The sequence below is a fragment of the Sinorhizobium saheli genome (assembly GCF_001651875.1).
In the GTDB taxonomy this organism is placed as follows: domain Bacteria; phylum Pseudomonadota; class Alphaproteobacteria; order Rhizobiales; family Rhizobiaceae; genus Sinorhizobium; species Sinorhizobium saheli.
Genome location: NZ_LNQB01000047.1, coordinates 14877 through 36661, shown reverse-complemented (window position 1 = coordinate 36661; position 21785 = coordinate 14877). Strand labels below are relative to the sequence as shown.

The following is a 21785-nucleotide window of genomic DNA, read 5'->3' as shown; positions in this document are numbered from 1 at the left end:
GAAAACTGCTAGAAACTACCTCGCCGTCGTCACTATCGCAGCCATCGTCTTGTGGATCAGATAATTGTCCACACGACCTAGTGCTTGAGGTTTGCCCCTCACCCTAGCCCTCTCCCCGCAGGCGGGGAGAGGGGACTTAAGCGGGTGCCGCGCGTCCCCTTCGCCCCGCTTGCGGGGAGAAGGTGGCCGGCAGGCCGGATGAGGGGCAGAAAGGTCTTCAGGCAAATCGCCCGGCAAGCGCCTCGACGCGGCGGATCATCGCCTCGAGGTTCGCGCGGATGCGGGCCTCGACCATGGCGGTGACTTCCGGATATTCCTCCAGCATCCGGCGGAAGAGCGGGCGGTTGATGCGAATCACCTCGCTGTCTTCCTCTGCCGTCGCGGTGAACTTGCGTTCGACCATGGAGATCAGCGCGAGTTCGGACAGGAGGGTGCCGCGGCCGACCGTCTCGACATGTTCGGCGCGGCCATCGCCATCGGCCTTCGAGAGCGCGAAGCTGCCGACGGCAACCGCATAGGCGCAATCGGCCGGCGCTCCCTCGCGGAAGAGTTCGTGCCCCTTGGGCACCCGGCGACGCTCCGCCCCGAAGGCGATCAGCCTCAGCTTGTCCTCGCCGATATCGGCGAAGAGCGAGACGTTGGCCAGGAGCGCGATGTCGTCATTGAGCGCCAAGCGGCATTTCTCCGATCAAGGAACGATCTTGTAGCCGCCGTTCTCTGTCACCAAAATCTCGGCATTGGAAGGGTCGCGCTCGATTTTCTGCCGGAGCCGGTAGACATGCGTTTCGAGCGTATGGGTCGTCACGCCGGAATTATAGCCCCAGACCTCCTCGAGCAGCACGTCGCGGGTGACCACCTTCTGGTCGGCGCGATAGAGATAGCGGATGATCGCCGCTTCCTTCTCGGTCAGGCGGATCTTCTGGCCGTTGTCCATGGTGAGCAGCTTCTGGCTCGGCTTGAAGGTATAGGGACCGACGCTGAAGGTCGCGTCCTCGCTCTGCTCGTGCTGGCGAAGCTGGGCGCGGATGCGGGCAAGCAGCACGGCGAAGCGGAAGGGCTTGGTCACATAGTCGTTGGCGCCGGCCTCGAGGCCGAGGATCGTGTCGGAATCGGTGTCATGGCCGGTGAGCATGATGATCGGCGCCTTGAAGCCGCCCTTGCGCAGGAGCTTCACCGCCTCGCGGCCATCCATGTCCGGCAGCCCGACATCCATGATCAGGAGATCGACCTGGCGGTTGCGGGCCGTCTGGATGCCCTTTCCGGCCGTCGCCTCCTGCAGGAGGTCGAATTCCTCATAGAGGGAGAGCTGCTCGATCAACGTCTCACGCAAGTCATTGTCGTCGTCGACAAGGAGGATGGTGCGAGTCGCCATGGGGACAATTCCTGTTTGCTTCCGTCTTCAAACTAGCTCAAATGCCGTTGCCGGCAAAGCGCGGCGACCGTTCAATGTCGTCAATTATGCAACCCTGAATATGGTCGCCCCGCGATCACGGCAAGGCAAGAATTTGTGAAGATGATGCGCAAGAAAACGTCGGTAGTAAGATCGAGGAAGCCGGTGATCGTGGTGAGGAGCGCCCCGCGCGACAGGCGGCGAGCGCTGGTGCGGTTTGCCGGCAGGACGGAGCAGGCGGCGATCGGGCGGGGCGGCGTCACCGCCCTGAAGCGCGAAGGCGACGGCGCGACGCCGCGCGCGGCGATGCGGCTTATAGCCGGCTATGTCCGCCGCGACCGCCTGCTGCTGCCGCCGACGCGCCTGCCGATGCGCACGACCCGCCCGGGCATGCTTTGGTGCGACGCCCCGCGGCACGCCGCGTACAACCGCCCGGTCAAGGCGCCTTTCCCGGCCGGCCATGAGAAGATGATGCGTGATGACGGGCTCTATGACGTCTGCCTCATCCTGGACTGGAACATCTCGTCGCGACGGCGATATGCCGGCTCGGCGATCTTCTTTCATCTCATCCGCCCCGGCTATGGGCCGACCGAGGGCTGCATCGCCGTCAGCCTCCCGGCGATGCGGCGTCTCATCCGGCACGTGCGCCGCGGGACGATCGTGAAGGTGATGTAGCCGCCGGCTCAGCCGGTTTCCTTTTGATCGAACGTCCGCGGCGTCACGAATGTGACGAGCCGGCCGGTGCCGGGCGCAATCTCCGGCCATTGCTCGATGGCGAGATCGATGACGGCAAGGGCGGCGGTCGGGAACTTTTCCTCGATGCGCGCCAGCCCTTCCTCATCGCCGCCGCCCGCAAGGAGCAGCGCGAGTTCCGCCAGGCCCGGATTGTGGCCGACGAGCAGCAATGTCTCGACCGTCGGCTCCACCCTGCGGACCACATCCATCATCGCGCTTGCGGAAACCTCGTAAATGCCGACGGCGTCGCGAGCGGCAACCGCCTGCGGCAGGGCTTCCGCGACAAGCGCCCAGGTCTCCTGCGCGCGCCGGGCGGTCGAGACGAGGGCGAGGTCGGGGATCAGCCCCTGCCGCGCCATGAAGGCGCCCGTTGCCGGCGCTGCCTTGCGGCCGCGGTCGGCAAGCGGGCGGCGATGGTCGGCGACGCCTTCCGGCCAGGCGGATTTGGCATGGCGAAGCAGCATGAGCCGGCGTGTCGCAGGGCTGGCGTCGTCGGGCATGCTGGCTTCCTCGTTACTCGATTTAAGTAGTCGGCCGATCACGCTCATTGTCGCACTGCGGCGCGGATAAAAAAAGCCGCCCCGAAGGGCGGCCGATATGGCGGAAGTCGAAGCCGGCTTATTTCCACTCGCGGATATCGACGAAATGGCCCGCCACCGCGGCGGCGGCGGCCATCGCCGGCGAGACCAGATGGGTGCGGCCCTTGAAGCCCTGGCGGCCTTCGAAGTTGCGGTTGGAGGTCGAGGCGCAGCGTTCGCCCGGCTTCAGCCGGTCGTCGTTCATCGCCAGGCACATGGAGCAGCCGGGCTCGCGCCAGTCGAAGCCAGCTTCCTTGAAGATCCTGTCGAGACCCTCGGCCTCGGCCTGTTCCTTGACGAGACCGGAGCCCGGCACGATCATCGCGGAGACGGTCGGGGCGACCTTGCGGCCCTCGACGACCTTGGCGACGGCGCGCAGATCCTCGATGCGGCCATTGGTGCAGGAGCCGATGAAGACGCGGTCGATGGCGATATCGGTGATCCTCGTGCCCGGCTTCAGGCCCATATAGTCGAGCGCCCGCCACTTCGACGCGCGCTTCGTCTCGTCCTGGATCTCGTCCGGGTTCGGGACGACGCCCTGGACCGAGATCACGTCTTCCGGCGAGGAGCCCCAGGAGACGATCGGCGGCAGGTTGGCCGCATCGAGCACGACGACGCGGTCGTAATGAGCGCCCTCGTCGGTATGCAGCGTCTTCCAGTAGTCGAGCGCCATGTCCCAGGCCTTGCCCTTCGGCGCGCGCGGCTTGTCCTTGATGTATTCGAAAGTCGTCTCGTCCGGCGCGATCAGGCCGGCGCGGGCGCCGCCCTCGATCGTCATGTTGCAGACGGTCATGCGCCCTTCCATCGACAGCGAACGGATCGCCTCGCCGGCGAACTCGATGACATGGCCGGTGCCGCCGGCGGTGCCGATCTCGCCGATGATGGCGAGGATGATGTCCTTGGCGGTGACGCCGGGCGGCAATTGCCCGTCGACGCGCACCAGCATGTTCTTCGCCTTCTTCTGGATCAGCGTCTGGGTGGCGAGCACATGCTCCACTTCCGACGTGCCGATGCCGTGCGCCAGCGCACCGAAGGCGCCATGGGTCGAGGTGTGGCTGTCGCCGCAGACGATCGTCATGCCCGGCAGCGTGAAGCCCTGCTCGGGGCCGACGATGTGGACGATGCCCTGGCGCTTGTCGTTCTCGGAATAGTATTCAACGCCGAAATCGGCGGCGTTCCGGGCGAGCGCCTCGACCTGGATGCGGCTTTCCTCGTTCTTGATGCCGAGGTGGCGGTCCGGCGAGGTCGGCACGTTGTGGTCGACGACGGCGAGCGTCTTTTCCGGCGCGCGGACCTTGCGGCCGGCCATGCGCAGGCCCTCGAAGGCCTGCGGACTCGTCACCTCATGCACGAGGTGGCGGTCGATGTAGAGAAGACAGGTGCCGTCGTCCTGGCTGTAGACCAGATGATCGTCCCAGATCTTGTCGTAGAGGGTACGCGGTGCGCTCATGGCGATATATCCATCGAATGTTCAAAAATAGGGAAAAGCCGACACAATCCGGCCGGCGGCAACCGATCGAGCGATCAGGATAGGCGGCTGGTGAGCGCCCCCGAGACCCGCGCGAAAAACCGTGCCGGCAGACGCTTGTGGTCCTGCAGCACGACGATCTTCTGTTCGCGGCATCTGAATTTGGATTCCATGGCCGGTGCTCATATCAATTTTTCGGCCGTTCGGCAATTGGCGATGATGGTGGGGCGATTGCAGGGACGCTTCCGTAAAAGGCCCCGGGAGAAAGACCCCTCCCCATCCCTCCCCCTTGTTGGCCCTCGTGGGGGGCTTTCCTGCCAACCTCGAACCTACCGTGCCTCCGCCCGTCTCAGCCGCCGCTCGAGAGCCCGGATGGCGAGCGACAGGCCGATCGTCAGGATCAGGTAGACATAGGCGACGATGGAATAGGTCTCGAAGAAGCGGAAGGAGCCGGAGGCGTAGATCTTGCCCATCTGGGTTATGTCGGCGACGCCGAGCACCGAGACGAGCGAGGAATCCTTGACCATCGCGACGAAGTCGTTGCCGAGCGGCGGCAGGATGACCCGGATCGCCTGCGGGAAGACGACGAGGCGGAAGCGCTGGTAGCGCGTGAGGCCAAGCGCCTTGGCCGCCTCGACCTGGCCCTTGTCGACCGACTGGATGCCGGCGCGGAAGACCTCGGCAATGAAGGCCGAATAGCCGATCATCAGGGCGATGATCGCCCGCCACATCAGCGACACGTCGCGCACGACGAGCGGCTCCATCCAGCCCGCCGAGATCAGCGGCGCCGACAGGAAATTCGCGACCACCACAAGCGCGGGCGCGCCGACGAAGGCGATATAGAAGAGCAGCACGAGGATCGGCACCCCGCGGATGACTTCGGTATAGAAACGCGCGGCCTGGCGCAGCGCCATATGTTCGGAAAGCGCCATCAGCGCCACGCCGAGCCCGAGCACCGTCGCGAGGGCAAATCCGACGAGCGTCACGAAGACGGTGACGCCGACGCCCTTCAGAACGACCGTGAACACCTGCGTGAAGATGTCGTTGGCGACGATCACCGCGGCGAGCGCCACGGCGATCAGCAGAAGGGCGACCAGCCACCAGGGATAGTCGCCCTTCTCGGAAGCGGATGAATCGACCGGCGCCATGATGAGCGATCAGCCGCCCATCTTGTAATCGAGGAACCACTTCTTGTTGAGCGCGTCGAAGGTGCCGTCCTCCTTCAATGCCTTGATCGCGGCATTGACCGGGGCGACGAGATCGGAACCCTTCGGGAAGATGAAGCCGAAATCCTCGGTGCCGAGCGGTTCGCCGACGACCTTGAGCGCGCCGGCGGAGGAATCGACATAGCCCTTTGCCGCAACGCTGTCGGTCAGCACGAGATCGACGTCGCCGGCCTTCAGCGCCTGCACCGTCGCCCCGAAGGTCTCGAAGAGCTTGATGCGCGGGTTCTGCTCGTTGCCGTCGAGAATCTCATAGACGGCGGTGTAGAAGGGCGAGGTACCGGGCTGGGCGCCGATCAGCGCGTCCTCGACGGCGGCGAAGCTCTTGGCGTCCTTGAAGCGGCTCTCGTCGCCGCGCACCAGCATGAACTGCTGCGAGCGCATATAGGGGTCGGAGAAGTCGACCTTCTCCTTGCGGTCGTCCTTGATGGTGATGCCGGTCATGCCGACCTGGTACTGTCCGTCGGAGACCGCCTGGATCATCGCATCCCAGCTCGTGTTCTGGTACTCGACCTTGAAGTTCAGCCGCTTGGCGATCTCGTTCATCGCGTCATATTCCCAACCGACGGCCTGGCCGGAGTTGGGGTCGACGAACTGCAGCGGCGGATAGGCGTTCTCGGTGACGACGACGACCGTCTTGCCGCCGAGATTGGGCAGGTCGGCCGCGACGGCGGGCGCGGAAAACGCGAAGGGAACGGCGAGGGCTGCGGCAAGGCCCGCGAGCACGTGGCGACGGATTGTCATTGGAGGAACTCCCGAAGATTGTGGCGACAGAAAATGTCATGAAATCTGTCGGGAAGACAAGCGGATAGTGCCAAAAAGAAAGGCGGCCCGAGGGCCGCCTTTCCATCCAACTCGGAAGAGCGGAAATCTTATTCTGCGGCTGCTTCGGCGGCCTTCGCCTCTTCCGCTGCCTTGGCTTCGGCGGCTTCGGCTGCTGCCTTCTCGGCGGCGAGCGCCTGGGCGGCTGCGACCTTCTCGGCCTCGATGCGTGCCTTCTCGTCGGCTACGGCCTGGCGCTCGGCTTCGTTCAGCTTGCGGGCGCGGGTGCCGGTGTTCTCGACGATACGAGCCGACTTGCCGCGGCGATCGCGCAGGTAGTAGAGCTTGGCGCGGCGGACCTTACCGCGGCGGACCACTTCGACGCTCTCGACGAGCGGGGAATAAACCGGGAAAACGCGCTCGACGCCTTCGCCGTAGGAAATCTTGCGAACGGTGAAGCTCTCGTTGAGGCCGCCGCCGGAACGGGCGATGCAGACGCCTTCATAGGCCTGGACGCGGGTACGGTTGCCTTCGACGACGCGGACGTTGACGCGGACCGTGTCGCCCGGGGAGAAGTCGGGAAGGGTGCGCTTGGCGGCGATCTTGGCGGCCTGTTCGGCTTCCAGCTGCTGAATGATGTTCATCGGTCTAACCTTTGCGTTCTTCTGAAACAGCCAGAGCGCTCTCGATCGGCCTGTCGATCTTCCTTCAGGCATTGCCGTCTTCGCGGCAGGAGCGGGTTCGCCATTCTTTGTTGATGGTCGACGGGCAAGAACCCGAACCGGGCCGGCACATACACCAAACAACCGGCCTTGTCATCCCCGAAAGTGGATTTCTCGCGGCCGATGGTCCGCCGGCCGGCATTCCATCAGAATTGCTGCGGCTGAAGATCGCTTCCCAAAAGCCCCTGTCCAATCCTTTCCGAGAAGACCCCGGGTCTTTTCGAGGATGGGATCGGGACGGGTCTTGTCACCCGCCGGGCTTGCGGCGGATTGCCGGAGCCGCTATCCCCGAAGCCAAGCTGTTCGGGAGAGGCCATGACGATCGTCCAAGCTCTTTTGCTTTTTGCCGCCGGTTTCCTGTCCGGCGTCGTCAATGCGATTGCCGGCGGCGGCACTTTCCTGACTTTCGGCGCCATGACGCTCGGCGGCGTGCCGCCGATCGTTGCCAATGCCACTTCCTCGATCGTCCAGTTCCCGGGCTACGTCACCTCGGCCCTCGCCTATTCCAAGGAAATCCGCGCCGACCGCAGGAATGCCGTCCTCCTCGGCGTCATATCGGCGATCGGCGGGCTTGCGGGCGCCCTGCTGCTGCTTTCGCTTTCCAACCCCTCCTTCCGCGCCATGGTGCCCTGGCTGCTGATCGCCGCGACGGCGATCTTCGCGGCCGGTCCGCTGCTGAAGCCGAAGGCGCGCAGCGACGAGCACGGGATCGGCCCGCTCGGTATCGCGAGCCAGGTCGCGACCTCGGTCTATGGCGGCTTCTTCGGCGCCGGCATGGGCATCATGATGCTGGCGGTGCTCGGCCTTGCGACCGGCGGCGGCTATCATCGGCTGAATGCGCTGAAGAACTTCGTCTCGATCGTCATCGCCGCGATCGCCATTCTCGTCTTTGCCGCCGGCGGCGTCGTCTCCTGGACGCATGCGGCGATCATGGTGCCGGGTGCGGCACTCGGCGGCTATATGGGCGTGTGGACGGCGCGCCGCGTGCCGCAGGCGGTCGTCCGCGCGCTGGTGGTGGCGGTCGGGCTGCTGCTTGCCGCCTATTATTTCTTCACCGGCTGAGCCGGATCCGCTTTCGATTCCACGCGTGATTTATCCGAAGAGCGGTTCCGATTTTTCGGACCACGCTCGAGCAGGTCCGGCCGCCGCTCTTCGGTCAGCCGCCGCGCCTCCGCCTCGCGCCATTTGGCGATTGCGCCGTGGTTGCCGGAGGTGAGGACGGCGGGGATCTCATGCCCTTCGAAGACCTGCGGTCGCGTGTAATGCGGGTGCTCCAGCAGGCCGCCCTCGAAGCTTTCGTGCACGCCCGACAGTTCGTTGCCCATCACCCCCGGCAGGATGCGCACCACCGCATCGAGCAGCACCAGCGCCGCCGGTTCGCCGCCGGAGAGAATATAGTCGCCGATCGAGACCTCCTCGAGATGGCGCGTGTCGATCACCCGCTGGTCCACGCCCTCGAACCGGCCGCAGACGATGACGACGCCGGGGCCGGCAGCAAGCGCGCGCACGCGCTCCTGCGTCAGCGGCCGGCCGCGCGGGCTCATCAGCAGGCGGGGACGGCCGTCATCCGCGGTCGACACGTGGTCGATGGCGCGGGCAAGCACATCCGGCTTCAGGACCATGCCGGCGCCGCCGCCGGCCGGCGTGTCGTCGACGGTGCGGTGCTTGTCCTCCGCGAAGTCGCGGACCTGCACCGCCTCGATCGACCACTGGCCGCGCTCCAAGGCCTTGCCGGCGAGCGAGACGCCGAGATGCCCCGGGAACATTTCCGGATAGAGCGTCAGGACGGTGGCGCGAAAGGGCATGGTTGGACCCGTGCTCACTTGCGCCGCGGCTGGAAGGGCTCGTCGGCGCCGTCGTCCTTGCCGTCGTCCTTGCCGTCGACAAGGCCGGCCGCGACGGGGTCGACCAGCAGCTTGCCGCCTTCCAGATCGATTTCCAGCACCGACCATTCGGTGAAGGGGATCAGCACCGGCCTTCTGCCCGGTCCCTTGAGTTCCAGGAGATCGCCGGCGCCGAAGTCGAAGACGCCGGTCACTGAGCCGTAGCTCTTCCCGGTGCCGTCGACCGCCTCAAGGCCCTCGAGATCGGCATAGAAGAACTCGTCCTCGTCGAGATCGTCGTCGGGCAGGTTGTCGCGCTCGATGAAGAGTTCGAGTCCGTTCAGCGCCTCGGCGGCGGTGCGGTCGTTGATGCCGCGGAAACGCACGATCGCCATGTTCTTGGCTTCGCGGATCTCGAGCACCTCGAAGACGCGGCCGTCCTCGCTGTGCAGGTTGCCGTAGTCGCCAAGCGCCACGGGATCGTCGGTGTAGGACTTCACCCGCACTTCGCCGCGCAGGCCCTGCGCCGCGCCGATCGTCGCCATCAGGACAGGATTCTTGAGTTTCGTCATCGTCCGGATTCCAGGCTCGACGGTCAGGAAATGCAGCACACCTGCAGTTCCGCCTCGATTGGTGGTGCACATAAAGCAAAACGGGCGGCATGAAAATGCCACCCGTTTGCCATGAAACCAAGAGCCGGATGCGGGCGGAAAAAGGCCGCCGCACGTCCCGCTCAGATGGCGATATTATTCCGCGGCGGCTTCGGCAGCGGCAGCAGCGGCGTCTTCGGCCTTCTGCTTGGCTTCGGCGGCGCGCTCCTGGGCCTTCTTGCCCGGCTGAGCCTTGGTGGGGTTGTTGCGGGCCGGGCGCTTGGCAAGGCCGGCCTGGTCGAGGAAGCGCAGGACGCGGTCGGTCGGCTGGGCGCCCTGGGCGATCCAGTGGGCGACGCGCTCGGCGTCGAGCTCGACGCGCTTTTCATCGTCCTTGGCGAGCATCGGGTTCCAGGAGCCGAGCTTTTCGAGGAAGCGGCCGTCACGCGGAGAGCGCGCATCGGCAACGACGATCTGGTAATAGGGACGCTTCTTGGAACCGCCACGGGCGAGACGAATTTTCAGTGCCATTTCAATTTACTCCTTGCAGGCTTTCTTGACCGCTCTTTCAAGCGGAACGGGTGGCGCCGTCGCTGCCCGCGGACTGCGAGCGATCGGCGGCGATGGCTTCATGGTGCCGGATGACTTCCTTGATGATGAAGTTCAGGAACTTCTCGGCGAAATCCGGATCCAGATTGGCGTCCTTGGCGAGGTGCCGAAGGCGTTCGATCTGGTATTCTTCGCGCGCCGGGTCCGCCGGCGGCAGCTTGTGCTTGGCTTTCAGCACGCCAACCGCCTTGGTGCAGCGGAAACGTTCGGCCAGCATGTGGACGAGCGCGGCATCGATGTTGTCGATCGACTGCCGGTAGCTCGCCAATTCCTCTTTGATCTCGGAATCAAGCATTCGTCGCGATCCTCACTTCTTCTTCGGCAGGCCGGGAAGGCCCGGGAAACCGCCGAGGCCCGGCAGCTTGGCGCTGCCGAGACCCGGTAAACCACCGTTCCCGCCGAGGCTGGGAAGGCCGCTGCCGGGCTTGCCGAGGCCGGCGGCTTCCGCCTGCTTCTGCAGGGCTTCGAGCTGCTTCGGGTCCATCTTCGACAGATCCGGCATGCCGCCGCCAAGACCGCCGAGGCCCATCTTGCCGGCAAGGCCGCCCATCATCTGCTTCATCATGCCGCCTTTGCCCTTGCCGCCCATCATCTTCATCATGTCCGCCATCTGGCGGTGCATCTTCAGAAGTTTGTTGATGTCGGCGGCATCGGTGCCGGAGCCGGCGGCGATGCGCTTCTTGCGCGAATGCTTGAGCAGATCCGGATTGGCGCGCTCGGCCTTGGTCATCGACGAGATGATCGCGAGCTGGCGCTTGAAGAGCGAATCGTCGAGCCCGGCGGCGGCCATCTTGTCCTTCATGCCGGCCATGCCGGGCATCAGCCCCATGATGCCGCCCATGCCGCCCATCTTCTGCATCTGGCGCAATTGATCGGCAAGGTCGTTGAGGTCGAACTTGCCCTTGGCCATCTTGGCGGCCATCGCGGCCGCCTTTTCGGCGTCGATGTTCTCCGCCGCCTTCTCGACCAGCGAGACGATGTCGCCCATGCCGAGGATGCGGTCGGCGACGCGGCGGGGATGGAACTCCTCGAGCTCGTCCATCTTCTCGCCGACGCCGATGAGCTTGATCGGCTTGCCGGTAACGGCGCGCATCGACAGCGCCGCACCGCCGCGGCCGTCGCCGTCCATGCGGGTCAGGACCAGGCCGGTGATGCCGACGCGGTCGTCGAAGTTGCGGGCGAGATTGACGGCGTCCTGGCCGGTCAGCGCGTCGGCGACGAGCAGGATCTCGTGCGGATTGGACTTCCGCTTGATCTCCGCCATCTCGATCATCAGCGGCTCGTCGATATGGGTGCGGCCGGCGGTGTCGAGGATGACGATGTCATGGCCGCCGAGCTTCGCCGCCTGCACGGCGCGCGCGGCGATATCGGTCGGCGACTGGCCGGCGATGATCGGCAGCGTATCGACGCCGGTCTGGACGCCGAGCTGGCGCAACTGCTCCTGCGCGGCCGGGCGGCGCGTGTCGAGCGAGGCCATCAGGACCTTCTTCTTGTCGCGCGCCGTCAGCCGCTTGGCGATCTTGCCGGTGGTCGTCGTCTTGCCCGAGCCCTGCAGGCCGACCATCATGATGACGACCGGGGCCGGGGCGTTGAGGTCGATCGTCACGCCCTCGGAGCCGAGCATCGCGACGAGCTCGTCATGCACGATCTTGACGACCATCTGGCCGGGCTTGATCGATTTCAGGATTTCGGCGCCGACCGCCTTCTCGCGCACCTTCTCGGTGAAGGAGCGCACCACGTCGAGCGCGACGTCGGCCTCGAGCAGCGCACGTCGAACCTCCCGAAGCGCCGCGGAAACGTCGGTTTCCGACAGGGCGCCGCGGCCGGTCAGTCCATTCAATATGGAACCAAGACGGTCCTGGAGGCTCTCGAACATTCTCTCTTCCTTCTGGTTTCCGGGTGGCCATGGATCACCCGGAAACGTGGGTTCCCTCGCGCGGAAAACAAGGCGCAAAGCCAAAAACCACCCGAGGGCGCAACGCGCTGTCGGATGGTGACCTCCGGGCTCTCTTTATACCTTTGCGGGGCCCGGTCGGCGGCTTCGAAAGTCATCGCTTGCGAAGGAATTTGGCCGGGATAAACAGGAAAGCGGCGCAAAAGTCAAGGATCGACGGCGAAACCGCCGCGATCGGCTTCAGATAAGGACGGCGCCGCGTCCCGTAAGGGCCGCCAGATGCCGGCGCCACGCGCCTTCGTCGCGGCTCAGGACCGCATTCTCGACGATCTCCACCCGATAGCCGCGATTGAGCGCGCCGTGGGCGGTCGCCTGCACGCCGTGGCAGCCGTCGAGACCGGTCAGGAGCAGCGTGCCGACCCCCTTTGCTTGAAGATAGCCCTCGAGTTCCGGCGACGAGAAACCATCGCTCAGCGCCTTCACCACCTCGAAGTCCGGCGTGAGCCCGAGTTCCGGCGAGAGGCCGAGACCCTTCGAGCCCGGTAGGCCGCGCCCCTCGCCGAAGAGCCGGACCGTCAGCCGGATGAGCGGCATGCGATGGACGTGGCGGATTGCGATCACCGGGATTTCGGCCTTCAGAGCCTTCGACGCCATGATGTCGATCGCGCCCAGATGCGTCTTCATATAGCGCTCGTCCCAGCCGCCTCTGCCGCCGACGGCGGTGAAATCCTCCTGCATGTCGATGACGAGCAGGGCCAGATTCGGCCGCATGGAAAGGTCGATGCGCTCGCCGAGGGTCGGCGCATCGACCTTCGCGCGTTCGCGCTTCAATTCGGCGGCGAAGAGCGCGGCAAGGGCGGCGATCGCCAGAGCCGCCGCGAGGAGGGGCGTCACCGGTCCGCCCCCGCATCCGCTTGTTTATCGAATCGGACAAGCATCGCCAATGGTAGCAACCGGGTTGCCATCTTCAAGAAATTCTCGGGCGGCCTTGCTCCAGCCCTGTGACCGAAGCCGAAATGGGCCTATCTTTCGTTGACTGGCATGGCGGGTGACGACAGATGCGGAAAGGCGGCAATCCCTATTACGAAGGGCCGGTTTCGGACCATTTCGACGGCGTCCGCTTCTTCAATCCGGGCGGCACCCCGCCGCGTGGGCTCGCACATCTCCTGCGCTGGCAGTTCGGCGGCGGGCGGGTCAGATGGCCCCGCCGCTATCACAGCCCGTTTCCGCAGGCGCGGCCCGATCTCACTGTCGACGGCGACCGTCTCCGCGTCACCATGGTCGGCCACGCGACGCTCCTCATCCAGGTCGCCGGGCTCAATATCCTCACCGATCCGGTCTGGTCGCACCGCGCGAGCCCCTTCGCCTTTGCCGGCCCTCAACGCCGCAACGCTCCCGGCATCCTGATGGACGACCTGCCGCCGATCGACGTCGTGCTCGTCACCCACAACCACTACGACCATCTCGATCTCGACACGCTGAGCGCGCTCCAGGCGGAGCACGCACCGCTTGTCGTGACGCCGCTCGGCAACGACACGATCATGCGCCGCGCCGTCCCCGATGCGGAGATTTCCGTCGTCGACTGGGGCGACTGGGTCGACCTCGGGGACGGCGTCGTCATCCATGCGGAACCCTGCCATCATTGGTCGGCTCGCCGCACGCGCGACCGGCGCATGGCGCTCTGGGCCGCCTTCGTCATCGAGACGCCGGCCGGCAAGATCTACCATGTCGGCGACACCGGCTTCCACGACGGCATCAATTATCGCGCCGCGCGCGACAGGCACGGCGCCTTTCGCCTCGCCAACCTGCCCTTCGGCTGCTACGAGCCGCGCTGGTTCATGGCGAGCCAGCACCAGAATCCCGAGGAGGCGGTGATGGGCATGCTCGCCTGCGGCGCCGAACATGTCGCCGGCCACCATTGGGGCACGTTCCGCCTCACCAATGAGGGCATAGAGGAGCCGCTGAGAGCCCTCGAAGCCGCACTCGACAAGGCCGGCATCGAGCGGACGCGGTTCAAGGCGCTCAGGCCGGGAGAGGTTTTCGACGTTCCCGCCTGATGCAGGCCGCTCAAAGCGCGGGCTCAGCTGCCACCTACGAAAGATTGATTACCCGTCTCGGCCAAAAGCAGCCGTCGCGGCTGGGGGTGCACGCAAGCGCAGTCGCGGTTTGAAGCATTCCTGCCACAATGCAAGGCCGAACATGGCACCTGCCCCTATGCTGCCCGCTGCCGAGGTCCAATGGAATGCTTCCCATTGCGAAACCAGCACAGCTATCGGCCAGCCAATCAAGATCCCCGCGCACGCCCAGAGCGCCATGGAACGGCGGCATCCGGTTTGCAGCGTAAACACGAAAGTAGCAATGATCGGAAGAGCGACAAGAACCGGTTTCGCCATAACGATCAGCATCATGACGAAGCTGGCGGCGAAGAGGTAAATCAAAGAAACGAAGGCGGCCGCGACTTCCCGGAGAGGCTCTTCCAGGGGCAGACGCGCAAAAACAGTCAGCGGCGAGCAGACGATTTGCATGGCTGCAAACCCAAAGGCCGCATAAACATATCCAAGTGCCATAGCCGCAAATGCCCTGAGCCAGAACTTTCCGTCCAGGAAGCGCGCCTTGAGTTCAGGCATTTCTACAAGCATATCACGCATGCTTGATCCTGATCACAATCGCAGCATGTCCGCAAGCGTCGCCCCTGGTGGCATTTGCCAGATGACGCCGCAATAGTGCGCAGCAGTTTTGGGATGATATGCATGAATGCCCGGTGCGGCCGGCACTGGTAATTTCCGGGCTTTTCCGCCATATACAGCGCGAATGAAGGATGCCTTCCGCAAGGAGGCGAGGTTTGGACAATCGCGACATGGCCGATCGGGTGCAATTTGCCAGGATGAACGGGCTTGGAAACAAGATCCTGGTCGTCGACATGCGCGGACGCAGAGACCGGGTGACGCCTGGGGCGGCGATCGCGCTCAATGCCGATCCGGCGACCGAGTTCGACCAGATCATGGCGATCCACGATCCGAAGGCCGCCGGCACCGACGCCTGGATCGACATCGTCAATTCCGACGGATCGATGGCGCAGGCCTGCGGCAACGGCACCCGCTGCGTCGTCCAGGCGCTCGCCGCCGAGACCGGCAAGAAGGCCTTCCTCTTCCACACCGTCGCGGGCCTGCTCGAAGCGAAGGAGCGTGAGGACGGCACGATCTCCGTCGACATGGGCACGCCGCGTTTCGGCTGGAAGGAAATACCGCTCGCGGAGGAGTTCCACGACACGAGCCGCATCGAGCTGCAGATCGGGCCGATCGACGATCCCGTGCTTCACTCTCCTTCCGTCGCCTCGATGGGCAACCCGCATGCGATCTTCTGGGTCGAGAACGACGTCTGGAGCTACGAGCTCGACCGCTTCGGTCCGCTCCTCGAGAACCATCCGATCTTTCCCGAGCGCGCCAACATCTCCATTGCGCGCGTCCGTTCCCGCCGGGAGATGGATTTGAGGACCTGGGAGCGCGGCGCCGGCCTGACGCTCGCCTGCGGTTCCGCCGCCTGCGCCGCCGCCGTCAGCGGCGCCAGGACCGGCCGCACGGAGCGGACGGTCACCGTGAACGTGCCGGGCGGGCCGCTTGCGATCGAGTGGCGCGAGCGCGACGATCACGTGATCATGACCGGACCCGCCGAATGGGAATGGTCGGGCAGGCTCGATCCGGCCACCGGCGCCTTCGAGCGCGACGCTGCCGGCAGCGAAAGCGGAGCGCAAGCGCTTTGAGCGGCGTCGAGGTCATAACCTTCGGCTGCCGTCTCAACACCTATGAATCGGAAGTGATGCGGGCGAAAGCCGAGAAGGCGGGGCTGAACAACGCCATCCTCGTCAACACCTGCGCCGTCACCGGCGAGGCGGTGCGCCAGGCCCGCCAGGCGATCCGCCGCGCCCGCCGCGACAACCCGCATGCCCGCATCATCGTCACCGGCTGCGCCGCCCAGACCGAGAAGGAAATTTTTGCCGAAATGGCCGAAGTGGACGCGGTCCTTGGCAACGAGGAGAAGCTGAAAAGCGCCTCCTACCGCTCGCTGCCGGATTTCGGCGTCTCGGCGGAAGAGAAGCTGCGCGTCAACGACATCATGAGCGTGCGGGCCACCGCGCCGCAGATGGTGAAGCATATCGACGGGCACGTGCGCGCCTTCGTCCAGGTGCAGAACGGCTGCGACCACCGCTGCACCTTCTGCATCATTCCCTATGGCCGCGGCAATTCCCGCTCCGTGCCGATGGGCGCGGTCGTCGACCAGGCACGCCGGCTCGTCGAAGGCGGCTACCGCGAGATCGTGCTGACCGGCGTCGATGCGACGAGCTACGGCGCCGACCTGCCCGGAGCGCCGACCCTCGGGCTCCTGGCGAAGACGCTTCTGAAGCAGGTGCCGGACATCCTGCGCCTCAGGCTCTCCTCGATCGACAGCATCGAGGCGGACAGGCATCTCCTCGACCTGATCGCCGACGAGCCGCGCTTCATGCCGCACCTGCATCTGTCGCTGCAGCATGGCGACGACCTGATCCTGAAGCGGATGAAGCGGCGGCATTCGAGCGCCGAGGCCCGCGCCTTCTGCGACGCGGTTCGCGGCTTAAGGCCCGGGATCAGCTTCGGCGCCGACATGATCGCCGGCTTCCCGACTGAGACCGAAGCGATGTTCGACAATGCCGTGCGGCTTGCCGAGGACTGCGGCATCGCCCATCTGCACGTCTTCCCCTACAGCCCGCGTCCCGGTACGCCGGCGGCCCGCATGCCGCAGCTCGACCGGGCGCTCGTCAAGGAGCGCGCGGCGCGGCTGCGCGCCAAGGGGGCGGAACTCTACGCCGCCCATCTCGACCGCATGCTCGGCAGCGAGCAGACGATCCTGATCGAGATGAACGGGCTGGCGCATACCGAAAACTTCACGCTCGTCGACGCCGCCGGTCTCGAACCGCGGACGCTTATTGCGGTCGAAATCACCGGCCACAATGGCAAGCACCTGACGATAGAGCGCAAACAGATGGCTGCGGCCTGACAGCGGATATTCCCATGGCGATTGGTTTCATCAAGAAAATCTTCTCCTTCGGCAAGGACGCCGTCGAGGAGAAGCCCGTGCCGCCGCAGGAAGTGGCGCCGGAGGTGCGGGAGGAGGCGCCGATACCTCCGTCTGTCCCCTCCGGAGATCTCCCTTTCAAGGGGGGAGAGCAGAGGGCAACTGAGCCAGCCGCTAAGGGCGACCTCGCCACCTCGGCTGAAGAAAGCGTGCGGGCAGACGACCTCGCCGCCTCGCCGGAGTGGGCGGCACCAGAGAGCGAAACCTCAAGCGAAGACGCCTCGGAAAGCACCGCCCCCGCCGCGGACGCAACCGTTGGCGTTGCGGACGAGAGCGCGCCGCCTCCGATCTCCCCCCCTGTGGGGGAGATGCCCGGCAGGGCAGAGGGGGGCGAGGCCGCTTCCGAGCGCTCTGCGCTTCTCGGTGAGGCGCCGCCACCCCCCTCTGTCCCTTCGGGACATCTCCCCCACAAGGGGAAAGAGCAGGAGGAGGCCGAGGCGGCCGCCCTGGATGACGGTGCCGCTGCCTGGGAGGCGGAGGCCGGCGCGCACGAGCGCGCCGCCTCGCCAGAGGCAATCACGCAAGACGCTCCCGAGCTGGCCGCACCGGAGACCGAGGCCACGCGCGAAGCCCCTGACGCACGTGCCGATGTCGTCGCGAACGAAACCGTCTCGGCGAACAACGAGAGCGCCCCGCTTTCAGTCTCCCCCCTTGTGGGGGAGATGCCCGGCAGGGCAGAGGGGGCAGAAACGCCCGGTGGCCTCCCAGCCGCTCCCGCACCCAGCCTCCCCACAGGTTTCGCCACCGCCGACAAGCGCCCGAAGGAGGAAGCGCCCGCCGCTGAGCCGAAGCTCAACTGGTACCAGCGCCTTCGCCGCGGTCTCGCCCGCACCTCCTCGCAGCTCACCGGCCAGATCGCCAGCCTCTTCACCAAGAGGAAGCTCGACGAGGCGACGCTGCAGGATCTGGAAGACCTCTTGATCCAGGCGGACCTCGGCGTCGAGACGGCGATGCGGATCACCGACACGCTCGCCTCCGAGCGTTACGGCAAGGACGTGTCGGGCGAGGACGTCTCGCGCATCATGGCGGGCGAGATCACCAAGGTGCTGGCGCCGGTCGCCAGGCCGCTGGAGCTCGACCTCTCCCACAAGCCGCATGTGATCCTCGTCGTCGGCGTCAACGGCACCGGCAAGACCACGACGATCGGCAAGCTGGCGGCGAAACTTTCCGGCGCGGGGCTGAAGGTGATGCTGGCGGCCGGCGACACGTTTCGCGCCGCGGCGATCGAGCAGTTGAAGATCTGGGCGGAACGGACGAAGTCGGACATCGTCTCGTCCAAGCTCGGCGCCGATGCGGCAGGGCTCGCCTATGAGGCCTTCCAGCTCGCGCGCGAGAAGAAGTCGGACGTGCTGATCATCGACACCGCCGGGCGGCTGCAGAACAAGGCCGAACTGATGGCCGAACTCGAAAAGATCGTGCGCGTCCTCGGCAAGCTCGATCCCGACGCGCCGCATACGGTCTTGCAGACGCTCGACGCCACCACCGGCCAGAATGCGCTGCAGCAGGTGGAGATATTCCGCAACGTCGCGGGCGTCAGCGGCCTCATCATGACCAAGCTCGACGGCACGGCGCGCGGCGGCATCCTCGTCGCGATCTCGGCCAAGCACAAGCTGCCGGTCTATTTCATCGGCGTCGGCGAGGGCATCGACGACCTCGAGCCCTTCGAGGCGAAGGATTTTGCCGAGGCGATCGCCGGCGTAGCTGCGGCCTGACGGACGCAGGCGGCGCTTGCGGCGGAAGCCGCGGTTGATATGGTTTTGCCGCAATGCTGGTGTTATGAGCTGCCAGGGAGCGGGACGAGGAAAAGCGTGAAGCGGTGTTCCGTCCGCATCCCGCCCAGAAGACGCGATATGCAAGAACAGGATCCACAGATGTCGACAATCGAGGCCGCCAAGCCGAAGACAGAGGCAAGCCCGCTCCTGAAGCTCATCCTCGAGCTCGGGCCGCTCATGGTCTTCTTCTTCGCCAATTCCCGCGGCGACTGGCTGGCGAGCCGCTTTCCCGTGCTTGCCGAGCTCGGCGGGCCGATCTTCATCGCCACCGGCCTGTTCATGGCGGCGACCGCGGCGGCACTCCTCGTCTCCTGGGTCATGACGCGCACGCTGCCGATGATGCCGCTCGTCTCCGGCATCGTCGTCTTCGTCTTCGGCGCGCTGACGCTCTGGCTCCAGAACGACACCTTCATCAAGATGAAGCCGACCATCGTCAACACGCTCTTCGGCGCGATCCTGCTCGGCGGCCTCCTGTTCGGCAAGTCGCTGCTCGGCTATGTCTTCCATGCCGCCTTCAAGCTCGACGACGACGGCTGGCGGAAGCTCACGATCCGCTGGGGCGTGTTCTTCCTGTTCCTCGCCGTCTTGAACGAGGTCGTCTGGCGCTCGTTCTCGACCGATTTCTGGGTCGCCTTCAAGGTCTGGGGCACGATGCCGATCACCATCATCTTCACGCTCGCGCAGATGCCGCTGATCATGAAGCACTCGCTGGAACAGGAAGGTGCCGAGTGACGATCGCCGCCGGGACGGACGACAACAGGCAACGCAGCACCTGGATTTGGCTGATCGCCTGCCTCGGCGTCGTCGCCATCCAGATCCTCACGCAGCACCTCATGGGGCGGCTGTGGATATGCGAATGCGGCTACGTCAAGCTCTGGGAGGGCGTCGTCAATTCCAGCGGCAATTCCCAGCACATCTCCGACTGGTACACGCCGTCCCACATCATCCACGGCTTCCTGTTCTACGGGCTCGGCTATCTCCTGCTGCGCGGCAAGCGCTTGAGCGCCCGCCTGCTGCTCGCGACGGTGATCGAGAGCGCCTGGGAGATCGCCGAGAACACGCCGATGGTGATCAACCGCTACCGCTCTGCGACGATCTCGCTCGACTATTTCGGCGACAGCATCCTGAATTCCACCATGGATACGCTCGCCATGGCGGCAGGCTTCCTCATCGCCTCGCGCCTGCCGGTGGCCGTGACGGTCGTGATCGCGATCGTCCTCGAGCTCTTCACCGGCTGGATCATTCGCGACAACCTGACCCTCAACGTGCTGATGCTCGTCTGGCCGCTCGATGCGGTGAAGGCGTGGCAGGCGGGGGTTTAAAGACTTCCGCGGATTTGCCCCTCATCCCGCTGCCGCGACCTTCTCCCCGCAAGCGGGGCGAAGGGACCTGCCGCACCCGCTCGCCCCTCGCAACGCGAGAAGTGCCGGCGATGTCGTTTGAGGGGGCGCCACACGTCCCCTTCGCCCCGCCTGCGGGGAGAAGGTGGCCGGCAGGCCGGATGAGGGGCAAATGCGGATGAAAGCCGACTACGACCCCGCCAGTGCCTTCTCGATCGCCGGCAGCAGCCCTTCCCTCAGGGTCTTTTCGTCGAACGGCCCGGCGCGCTTGTAGAGGATCGTGCCGTCGGCGGCGACGAGGAAGGACTCGGGAATGCCGTAGACGCCCCAGTCGATCGCCGCTCTGCCGTTCGGGTCGACGCCGATTGCCGCAAAGGGATTGCCGAGTTCGCCGAGGAAGCGCAGCGCGTTGTCGTTGCGGTCCTTGTAGTTGATCCCGACGACGGTCAAGCGCGGATCCTTCGACAATTCGAGGATGATCGGATGCTCCTGCCGGCAGGGCACGCACCAGGAGGCCCAGACGTTGACGAGCGTCAGCCTGCCCTTGACCGCAGCGTCGGTGAGTGCCGGCATCGGCGCGCCCGAGCCATTCGTCGCGCCCTCGAGCGGCGGCAAGTCGAGCCTGGGCGCCTTGGTGCCGATGAGGGCAGAGGGGATCTCGCTTATGTCCCGGCCGGAGTTCAGCTGGCTCCAGAAGATCAGCGCCAGGGCAGCGAAGATCAGAAGCGGCAGGGCGGTCAGCAGATAGCGCAGGGCCCCGGGCTTGCGCTCATCCGGCTGCGGCGCAGGCGTGCTCGTCATTTATCGTCTCCGCCTGCGGTTTGCGCGGAGCGGCGGCGAATGCCGGCCGCTTCGAGCGCCTTCAATTCGCGCCGCCGGGCGCGGCCGTCGCCGACCACCCAGAGGACCAGCCCCGCGACCGTCAGGGCGGCGACCAGGTAGCTGGCGATCACATAGGCTGCGTGGCTCATCATGGCGCAAGCGTCTCCCGGCCGGCATTGCGGGCCGCCTGGCGCCGGAGCGACGTCACCCGGCGGCGCCAGACCTCGTTGCGCATGGCGGCGATGTGCAGCGTGAAGAACAGGAGCGTGAAGCCGATCGCCATGACGAGGAGGGGACGCAGGAATTCCGGATCGATCGTCGGTCCGTCGAGCCGCATGACGCTCGCCGGCTGGTGCAGCGTGTTCCACCATTCGACGGAGAACTTGATGATCGGGATGTTGACGAAGCCGACAAGCACCAGCACCGCCGACACGCGGGCCGAGCGGCTGGGGTCCTCCATGGCGCGGTTGAGCGCGATCAGCCCGAGATACATGAGGAAGAGCACGAAGACGGAGGTCAGCCGCGCGTCCCATACCCACCAGGTTCCCCACATCGGCTTGCCCCAGAGCGAACCGGTGACGAGCGCGAGGAAGGTGAAGGCGGCGCCGATCGGTGCGGCGGCCCTCGCCGAGACGTCGGCCAGCGGATGGCGCCAGACGAGCGTGCCGAGCGCCGAGACCGCCATCACCGTGTAGCACATCATCGACAGCCAGGCCGCGGGCACGTGCACATACATGATGCGCACGGTCTCGCCCTGCTGGTAGTCGCCCTCGGTGGTGAAGGAGAGCCACAGGCCGACCGAAAGGAACAGGGCGCTCAAGGCGGCGAACCAGGGCAGGACGCGCTCCGCCAGCGCCAGGAACCGGGTCGGGTTGGCGAGATCGCCGAGTTTGCGGATGGCCATGCTGTTTTCGCTCATGTCGGCTCTTTACCGCGGAAGGACCCCCT

The 21785-nt window shown here is 65.6% G+C and carries 25 protein-coding genes; 8 read left to right on the top strand and 17 right to left on the bottom strand.

Annotated features, from left to right (window positions below; genetic code table 11):
* Positions 1-217 precede the first annotated feature (217 nt).
* Together ATB98_RS02460 and ATB98_RS02455 are read right to left on the bottom strand one after the other, a co-directional pair.
* Entirely contained in the window at positions 218-673 is a 456-nt protein-coding gene (locus tag ATB98_RS02460) for a cyclic nucleotide-binding domain-containing protein (protein ID WP_066868576.1), read from the bottom strand.
* 15 nt (positions 674-688) lie between these two features.
* Positions 689-1372 (bottom strand): response regulator transcription factor, encoded by a 684-nt coding sequence (locus ATB98_RS02455; protein WP_066868575.1) that lies wholly within the window; start codon positions 1370-1372, stop codon positions 689-691.
* A gap of 144 nt (positions 1373-1516) precedes the next feature.
* Between ATB98_RS02455 and ATB98_RS02450 the strand changes: the two genes are divergently transcribed.
* Positions 1517-2065 carry a L,D-transpeptidase family protein gene (locus tag ATB98_RS02450; RefSeq protein WP_066868585.1) on the top strand — a complete coding sequence of 183 codons (549 nt, stop codon included), beginning with the start codon at positions 1517-1519 and terminating at the stop codon, positions 2063-2065.
* 8 nt (positions 2066-2073) lie between these two features.
* On the opposite strand, the gene ATB98_RS02445 is transcribed toward ATB98_RS02450, so the two are convergent.
* From ATB98_RS02445 to rplS, 5 genes are all read right to left on the bottom strand, one after another.
* Positions 2074-2625 (bottom strand): SixA phosphatase family protein, encoded by a 552-nt coding sequence (locus tag ATB98_RS02445; protein WP_066868574.1) that lies wholly within the window; start codon positions 2623-2625, stop codon positions 2074-2076.
* 118 nt (positions 2626-2743) lie between these two features.
* A complete protein-coding gene (leuC, locus tag ATB98_RS02440) occupies positions 2744-4153 on the bottom strand; it encodes a 3-isopropylmalate dehydratase large subunit (protein WP_066868572.1) in 1410 nt (469 codons plus the stop codon).
* 347 nt (positions 4154-4500) lie between these two features.
* The gene (locus ATB98_RS02435) at positions 4501-5319 is read right to left on the bottom strand and encodes an amino acid ABC transporter permease (RefSeq protein ID WP_066868571.1); all 819 of its coding nucleotides are present in this window, start codon (positions 5317-5319) and stop codon (positions 4501-4503) included.
* A 9-nt stretch (positions 5320-5328) separates the two neighbouring features.
* The gene (locus tag ATB98_RS02430) at positions 5329-6138 is read right to left on the bottom strand and encodes a basic amino acid ABC transporter substrate-binding protein (protein WP_066868570.1); all 810 of its coding nucleotides are present in this window, start codon (positions 6136-6138) and stop codon (positions 5329-5331) included.
* A 128-nt stretch (positions 6139-6266) separates the two neighbouring features.
* Positions 6267-6800, bottom strand: a complete 534-nt coding sequence (gene rplS, locus ATB98_RS02425; protein WP_026615382.1) for a 50S ribosomal protein L19 — start codon at positions 6798-6800, stop codon at positions 6267-6269.
* A 393-nt stretch (positions 6801-7193) separates the two neighbouring features.
* Between rplS and ATB98_RS02420 the strand changes: the two genes are divergently transcribed.
* Positions 7194-7940, top strand: a complete 747-nt coding sequence (locus ATB98_RS02420) for a sulfite exporter TauE/SafE family protein (RefSeq protein WP_066868569.1) — start codon at positions 7194-7196, stop codon at positions 7938-7940.
* On the opposite strand, the gene trmD is transcribed toward ATB98_RS02420, so the two are convergent.
* The 6 genes from trmD to ATB98_RS02390 all read right to left on the bottom strand — a co-directional run bounded on the left by trmD (position 7922) and on the right by ATB98_RS02390 (position 12688).
* Positions 7922-8683: a tRNA (guanosine(37)-N1)-methyltransferase TrmD gene (gene trmD, locus ATB98_RS02415; RefSeq protein WP_066868562.1), complete on the bottom strand. Its 762-nt coding sequence runs from the start codon at positions 8681-8683 to the stop codon at positions 7922-7924. The two genes, ATB98_RS02420 and trmD, sit on opposite strands and share 19 nt — an antisense overlap.
* Positions 8684-8697: 14 nt before the next feature.
* Entirely contained in the window at positions 8698-9273 is a 576-nt protein-coding gene (gene rimM / locus ATB98_RS02410) for a ribosome maturation factor RimM (protein WP_066868583.1), read from the bottom strand.
* Between the two features lie 174 nt (positions 9274-9447).
* Positions 9448-9822 (bottom strand): 30S ribosomal protein S16, encoded by a 375-nt coding sequence (gene rpsP, locus ATB98_RS02405; protein ID WP_066868561.1) that lies wholly within the window; start codon positions 9820-9822, stop codon positions 9448-9450.
* Positions 9823-9859: 37 nt separating this feature from the next.
* Positions 9860-10195 carry a chorismate mutase gene (locus ATB98_RS02400; protein ID WP_066868560.1) on the bottom strand — a complete coding sequence of 112 codons (336 nt, stop codon included), beginning with the start codon at positions 10193-10195 and terminating at the stop codon, positions 9860-9862.
* 12 nt (positions 10196-10207) lie between these two features.
* Positions 10208-11776 (bottom strand): signal recognition particle protein, encoded by a 1569-nt coding sequence (gene ffh, locus ATB98_RS02395; protein WP_066868559.1) that lies wholly within the window; start codon positions 11774-11776, stop codon positions 10208-10210.
* A 258-nt stretch (positions 11777-12034) separates the two neighbouring features.
* Positions 12035-12688 (bottom strand): cysteine hydrolase family protein, encoded by a 654-nt coding sequence (locus ATB98_RS02390; RefSeq protein WP_066868558.1) that lies wholly within the window; start codon positions 12686-12688, stop codon positions 12035-12037.
* Between the two features lie 164 nt (positions 12689-12852).
* On the opposite strand from ATB98_RS02390, the gene ATB98_RS02385 reads away from it, so the two are divergent.
* A complete protein-coding gene (locus tag ATB98_RS02385; protein ID WP_066868556.1) occupies positions 12853-13851 on the top strand; it encodes an MBL fold metallo-hydrolase in 999 nt (332 codons plus the stop codon).
* 48 nt (positions 13852-13899) lie between these two features.
* Here the strand turns inward: ATB98_RS02385 and ATB98_RS02380 are convergent, their stop codons facing one another.
* Positions 13900-14442, bottom strand: coding sequence for a hypothetical protein (locus ATB98_RS02380; RefSeq protein ID WP_066868554.1), 543 nt, complete (start codon positions 14440-14442; stop codon positions 13900-13902).
* Between the two features lie 209 nt (positions 14443-14651).
* Between ATB98_RS02380 and dapF the strand changes: the two genes are divergently transcribed.
* The 5 genes from dapF (at position 14652) to ATB98_RS02355 (ending at position 19997) form a co-directional block, all read left to right on the top strand.
* Positions 14652-15554 (top strand): diaminopimelate epimerase, encoded by a 903-nt coding sequence (dapF, locus tag ATB98_RS02375; RefSeq protein WP_066868581.1) that lies wholly within the window; start codon positions 14652-14654, stop codon positions 15552-15554.
* Positions 15551-16825, top strand: coding sequence for a tRNA (N(6)-L-threonylcarbamoyladenosine(37)-C(2))-methylthiotransferase MtaB (gene mtaB, locus ATB98_RS02370; protein WP_066868552.1), 1275 nt, complete (start codon positions 15551-15553; stop codon positions 16823-16825). The genes dapF and mtaB overlap by 4 nt, the downstream gene beginning before the upstream one ends.
* Positions 16826-16839: 14 nt before the next feature.
* Positions 16840-18615, top strand: a complete 1776-nt coding sequence (ftsY, locus tag ATB98_RS02365; RefSeq protein WP_066868550.1) for a signal recognition particle-docking protein FtsY — start codon at positions 16840-16842, stop codon at positions 18613-18615.
* Positions 18616-18774: 159 nt separating this feature from the next.
* Positions 18775-19407 (top strand): septation protein A, encoded by a 633-nt coding sequence (locus ATB98_RS02360; protein ID WP_084435232.1) that lies wholly within the window; start codon positions 18775-18777, stop codon positions 19405-19407.
* Positions 19404-19997, top strand: a complete 594-nt coding sequence (locus tag ATB98_RS02355; protein ID WP_066868546.1) for a DUF2585 domain-containing protein — start codon at positions 19404-19406, stop codon at positions 19995-19997. The genes ATB98_RS02360 and ATB98_RS02355 overlap by 4 nt, the downstream gene beginning before the upstream one ends.
* Positions 19998-20204: 207 nt before the next feature.
* Here the strand turns inward: ATB98_RS02355 and ATB98_RS02350 are convergent, their stop codons facing one another.
* The 3 genes from ATB98_RS02350 to ATB98_RS02340 are packed head-to-tail and all read right to left on the bottom strand — an operon-like array spanning position 20205 to position 21756.
* Positions 20205-20816 carry a DsbE family thiol:disulfide interchange protein gene (locus tag ATB98_RS02350; protein ID WP_066868544.1) on the bottom strand — a complete coding sequence of 204 codons (612 nt, stop codon included), beginning with the start codon at positions 20814-20816 and terminating at the stop codon, positions 20205-20207.
* Positions 20813-20989, bottom strand: coding sequence for a heme exporter protein CcmD (ccmD, locus tag ATB98_RS02345; protein ID WP_084435230.1), 177 nt, complete (start codon positions 20987-20989; stop codon positions 20813-20815). Before ccmD ends, ATB98_RS02350 begins: the two co-directional genes overlap by 4 nt.
* Positions 20986-21756 (bottom strand): heme ABC transporter permease, encoded by a 771-nt coding sequence (locus ATB98_RS02340; RefSeq protein ID WP_066868543.1) that lies wholly within the window; start codon positions 21754-21756, stop codon positions 20986-20988. The genes ccmD and ATB98_RS02340 overlap by 4 nt, the downstream gene beginning before the upstream one ends.
* Positions 21757-21785: the final 29 nt, after the last annotated feature.

Excerpts from the sequence above, each read along its gene's own strand:
- dapF (WP_066868581.1), top strand. The coding sequence starts at position 14,652 with ATGGCCGATCGGGTGCAATTTGCCAGGATGAACGGGCTTGGAAACAAG.
- ATB98_RS02420 (WP_066868569.1), top strand. The coding sequence starts at position 7,194 with ATGACGATCGTCCAAGCTCTTTTGCTTTTTGCCGCCGGTTTCCTGTCC.
- ffh (WP_066868559.1), bottom strand. The coding sequence starts at position 11,776 with ATGTTCGAGAGCCTCCAGGACCGTCTTGGTTCCATATTGAATGGACTG.
- rplS (WP_026615382.1), bottom strand. The coding sequence starts at position 6,800 with ATGAACATCATTCAGCAGCTGGAAGCCGAACAGGCCGCCAAGATCGCC.
- ATB98_RS02400 (WP_066868560.1), bottom strand. The coding sequence starts at position 10,195 with ATGCTTGATTCCGAGATCAAAGAGGAATTGGCGAGCTACCGGCAGTCG.
- ATB98_RS02360 (WP_084435232.1), top strand. The coding sequence starts at position 18,775 with ATGTCGACAATCGAGGCCGCCAAGCCGAAGACAGAGGCAAGCCCGCTC.
- ATB98_RS02450 (WP_066868585.1), top strand. The coding sequence starts at position 1,517 with ATGCGCAAGAAAACGTCGGTAGTAAGATCGAGGAAGCCGGTGATCGTG.
- ATB98_RS02435 (WP_066868571.1), bottom strand. The coding sequence starts at position 5,319 with ATGGCGCCGGTCGATTCATCCGCTTCCGAGAAGGGCGACTATCCCTGG.
- rpsP (WP_066868561.1), bottom strand. The coding sequence starts at position 9,822 with ATGGCACTGAAAATTCGTCTCGCCCGTGGCGGTTCCAAGAAGCGTCCC.
- leuC (WP_066868572.1), bottom strand. The coding sequence starts at position 4,153 with ATGAGCGCACCGCGTACCCTCTACGACAAGATCTGGGACGATCATCTG.
- ATB98_RS02350 (WP_066868544.1), bottom strand. The coding sequence starts at position 20,816 with ATGACGAGCACGCCTGCGCCGCAGCCGGATGAGCGCAAGCCCGGGGCC.
- ccmD (WP_084435230.1), bottom strand. The coding sequence starts at position 20,989 with ATGATGAGCCACGCAGCCTATGTGATCGCCAGCTACCTGGTCGCCGCC.
- ATB98_RS02340 (WP_066868543.1), bottom strand. The coding sequence starts at position 21,756 with ATGAGCGAAAACAGCATGGCCATCCGCAAACTCGGCGATCTCGCCAAC.
- ATB98_RS02455 (WP_066868575.1), bottom strand. The coding sequence starts at position 1,372 with ATGGCGACTCGCACCATCCTCCTTGTCGACGACGACAATGACTTGCGT.
- ATB98_RS02385 (WP_066868556.1), top strand. The coding sequence starts at position 12,853 with ATGCGGAAAGGCGGCAATCCCTATTACGAAGGGCCGGTTTCGGACCAT.
- ATB98_RS02430 (WP_066868570.1), bottom strand. The coding sequence starts at position 6,138 with ATGACAATCCGTCGCCACGTGCTCGCGGGCCTTGCCGCAGCCCTCGCC.
- ATB98_RS02380 (WP_066868554.1), bottom strand. The coding sequence starts at position 14,442 with ATGCGTGATATGCTTGTAGAAATGCCTGAACTCAAGGCGCGCTTCCTG.
- ATB98_RS02445 (WP_066868574.1), bottom strand. The coding sequence starts at position 2,625 with ATGCCCGACGACGCCAGCCCTGCGACACGCCGGCTCATGCTGCTTCGC.
- trmD (WP_066868562.1), bottom strand. The coding sequence starts at position 8,683 with ATGCCCTTTCGCGCCACCGTCCTGACGCTCTATCCGGAAATGTTCCCG.
- rimM (WP_066868583.1), bottom strand. The coding sequence starts at position 9,273 with ATGACGAAACTCAAGAATCCTGTCCTGATGGCGACGATCGGCGCGGCG.
- ftsY (WP_066868550.1), top strand. The coding sequence starts at position 16,840 with ATGGCGATTGGTTTCATCAAGAAAATCTTCTCCTTCGGCAAGGACGCC.